At 68.5% G+C, this 3,113-nt stretch carries 3 protein-coding genes; 1 reads left to right on the forward strand and 2 read right to left on the reverse strand.

Translation table 11 applies throughout. From position 1 onward, the window contains the following. Both ACNPM4_RS14285 and ACNPM4_RS14290 read right to left on the reverse strand, forming a co-directional pair. The coding region (locus ACNPM4_RS14285; protein ID WP_448986091.1) for a DUF4127 family protein at positions 1-842 on the reverse strand (842 nt) is incomplete at its 3' end. A gap of 59 nt (positions 843-901) precedes the next feature. Continuing rightward, a complete protein-coding gene (locus ACNPM4_RS14290) occupies positions 902-1,618 on the reverse strand; it encodes a GntR family transcriptional regulator (protein WP_029273885.1) in 717 nt (238 codons plus the stop codon). 137 nt (positions 1,619-1,755) lie between these two features. Between ACNPM4_RS14290 and ACNPM4_RS14295 the strand changes: the two genes are divergently transcribed. Continuing rightward, positions 1,756-3,045 (forward strand): ABC transporter substrate-binding protein, encoded by a 1,290-nt coding sequence (locus ACNPM4_RS14295; protein ID WP_448986092.1) that lies wholly within the window; start codon positions 1,756-1,758, stop codon positions 3,043-3,045. Positions 3,046-3,113 lie beyond the last annotated feature (68 nt).

Here is a 3,113-nt window from a genome sequence, read left to right on the forward strand (position 1 = left end):
TACGGCGGGATGCGGGTCATGCCCTCGGCATCGGCGCACGCGACCGAGAACGAGGCGGTCACGCCGGCGTTCGCGGCCAGCGCCCTGGCGACCAGCGCCGCGCCCACCTCGTCGGCACCCGGGTACATCAGCACGTCGCGGCCCGACGGCAGCATCCGCATCCAGTGCCGCAGCCACACCTGTTCGGCGCTGCCCGCGGCGAACGGCGCGGTGTCATCGGCGGTGATCGCCAGGAAGTCGAGCGTCGCATCCTCGACGAGCGCGAGCGTCGACAGGTTCACGATGTGATTGCGCAGCCGCCGTGCCGAGTAGTCGGACACGATCTCGGCCGGCACCGGGGTCAGCTCCGACAGGGGAAGCACGTCGGCCTCGTCGAGCAGCCGGTGCGCGTCGCCGCCGAGCGCATGGATCTCCTTGCCGTGCTCCCGCCAATACTCCGGCTCCTCGGCGGCCGAGTACGAGTTGCTCGCCCGTGTCACGAGCGAGACGGCCGAGATGGGCAGCTCCGGTCGACGGCGGCGCACCTCGCGCAGCACGTCGAGCCGCTCCAGCACCTCGCGCGTCGTGTCGGCGCTCGTGCGGCTGGCGATCAGCCCGCCGTAGAGCAGCATGTCGACCGACACCACCACATGCACCGTGGCCGGGTCGGCGACGCGGTCGAGCAGCCAGGCGCCGAGCGCGGTCGCGTCTCCGGCGACACGGTACGAGGGCAGGATCTCGGCCGGCGGCACGTCGAGGATCACTCCGGCGACCGCGGCGACGTCGCCGGGAAGCCGCACGTTCACCGGTCGGTCGTCGAGCGGGAGCAGAGCGATGCGCGGACGCAGAGTCGTGTCGGACACGGGGGAGTGCCTTTCGTCGGGGGACTTCGGGGAGTGCGGGTGGCGATTCGGGAACGGGTTCAGGGGCGCGAGATCGAGACGAGGTACGAGTAGCGGTCGCCGCGGTACACCGACTCGGCGTACTCGATCGGGCGGCTGCGCGCGTCGTAGGTGGTGCGCTTGACGAGGAAGGCGGGCGAGAACGGCGGCGTCTGCAGTGCATCGGCCTGCTCCTCGTCGAGCACGACCGCGTGGATCTCCTGGTCGGCGCGGACCGCGGAGATACCGAACCGCGAGCGCAGATCCTCGTACAGCGAGTCTCCGACGATGCCGTCTTCGAGGCCCGGCACCGCGTCGGCGGCGATCGAGCAGACCTCGAGGCAGATCGGGATGTCGTCGGCCGTGCGCACCCGGCGGATGCGGACGACGGGTGACTGAGGGCTGAGGTTCAGCGCGTACCCGGCGGTCTGCCCTGCGGATGCTGTGCCGACGTCGACCGACAGCGAACCGGGCCGCATGTTGCGCGTGTGCATGTCTTCCGAGAACGAGGTGAGCTCGAAGGTCTTGCTGATGCGCGAGGCGCTCACGAACGTGCCGGCCCCCTGCAGGCGGTAGACCAGCCCGTCGCGCTCCAACTCGTCGAGGGCGCGCCGCACGGTCTGCCGGTTCACCTCGAGCGACTCGGCGAGGTCGCGCTCGGTCGGCAGCTTCTCGTGCGGGGCGAGCCCCTGCTGGATGACCTCTTCCAGATGCCGTCGCACCCGCTCGTGCTTCGTCACGCCTTCGATCGACGACATGCCACCCCTCCGGTCTGCCCATTTGGACTAACCCAATCTTGACGATCACCCGCGGATGTGTCAATGTCTGTTCTCAGCGGTTCCGAATTGGTCTATTCCAATCCTTTTGCAAGGTCAATGATGAGCGGAGAACTCCCATGCACACGAAGCAGCACATGCGCCGGCGCGCCCTGATCGCCGGTGCCCTGACCACAGCCACGGTCGTCGCCCTCACCGGATGCGGTGCGGGGGGCGGCGACGCCGACGGCCCGACCGAGATCACGTTCTCGTACCTCTGGGGCGGTGAAGAGGCGAAGGCGCTCGAGGAGATCATCGCCGACTTCAACGACAGCCAGGACGAGATCGTGGTCAAGGGCGTCTCCAGCCCCGACACCCAGAAGCAGTTGACCTCGATGTCGTCATCGAACGGATCGTTCGACATCTCCGACAACTTCGGCAACACGGTCGGCGCCTGGGCCTCGAAGGGCATCCTCGCCCCTCTGGACGACGCGATCGCGGCCGAGGGCATCGAGATCGACGACTTCATCCCCAGCGCCATGGAGCAGATGACCTACGACGGCAAGATCTACTCGCTGCCGATCGCCACCCACAGCTTCCAGCTGCTCTACAACACGCAGCTGCTGGAGGAAGCCGGCGTCACCCCGCCGACCACCATGGACGAGCTCGCGGCCGCGATCGAGAAGCTCACCGTGGTCGACGGATCCGGCAAGATCACGCAGCTCGGCCTCGGCTCGGCCAACGACAGCACGACCCTGACCACCCTCGGCTACGCGTTCGGCGGCAACTGGGACGGCGAAGACGGTCCGACCCCGGCCGAAGACGGCAACCTCGAGGCCCTGCAGTGGTACCAGGACAACGTGATCGAGCCGGTCGGCGCCCAGGCCATGGCGACCTTCGTCTCCGGTCAGGGAGAGTACCTCTCGGCGCAGGACCCGTTCTTCAGCGGCAAGGTCGCGATGATCATCGACGGTGAATGGCGTTCGGCCTCGGCCGCCAAGATCGCCCCGGACTTCGAGTGGGGCGTCACCGCGATCCCGGCCGCCTCGCCGGAGCTGGAGAACAGCACGCAGGTTACCGCCAGCACGCTCTTCATCCCCGCGAACTCGAAGCACAAGGAGGAGGCGGCCACGTTCCTCGCCTACCTCGTCAGCGAGGAGCCGATGGAGAAGTTCGCCGTCGCACTCGGCAACCTGCCCGGACGCACGTCGCTCGCCGGCAGCGCCGCCTTCGACAGCCTGCAGGACTTCGGCGTGTGGGCCGATGCGGCATCCTCTCCGAACGCGAAGGCGCTCGCGAGCCTTCCGTACAGCGCCGAGTACGCCACCGACCTCGCCACCGCCTTCGATGAGGTCGTCCGTCTCACGGCGACCCCCGAAGAGGCGATCGCGACGGTCGAGGAGCGCATGGCCAACTACTCCACGAAGTGATCGAGGCTCCGTGACCACTGCAACAGCGCGCCGGGTCCGGCAGGAGAATGCTCCTGCCGGGCCCGGGG

The organism is Microbacterium umsixpiens (genome assembly GCF_053543675.1).

Excerpts from the sequence above, each read along its gene's own strand:
- ACNPM4_RS14290 (WP_029273885.1), bottom strand. The coding sequence starts at position 1,618 with ATGTCGTCGATCGAAGGCGTGACGAAGCACGAGCGGGTGCGACGGCAT.
- ACNPM4_RS14295 (WP_448986092.1), top strand. The coding sequence starts at position 1,756 with ATGCACACGAAGCAGCACATGCGCCGGCGCGCCCTGATCGCCGGTGCC.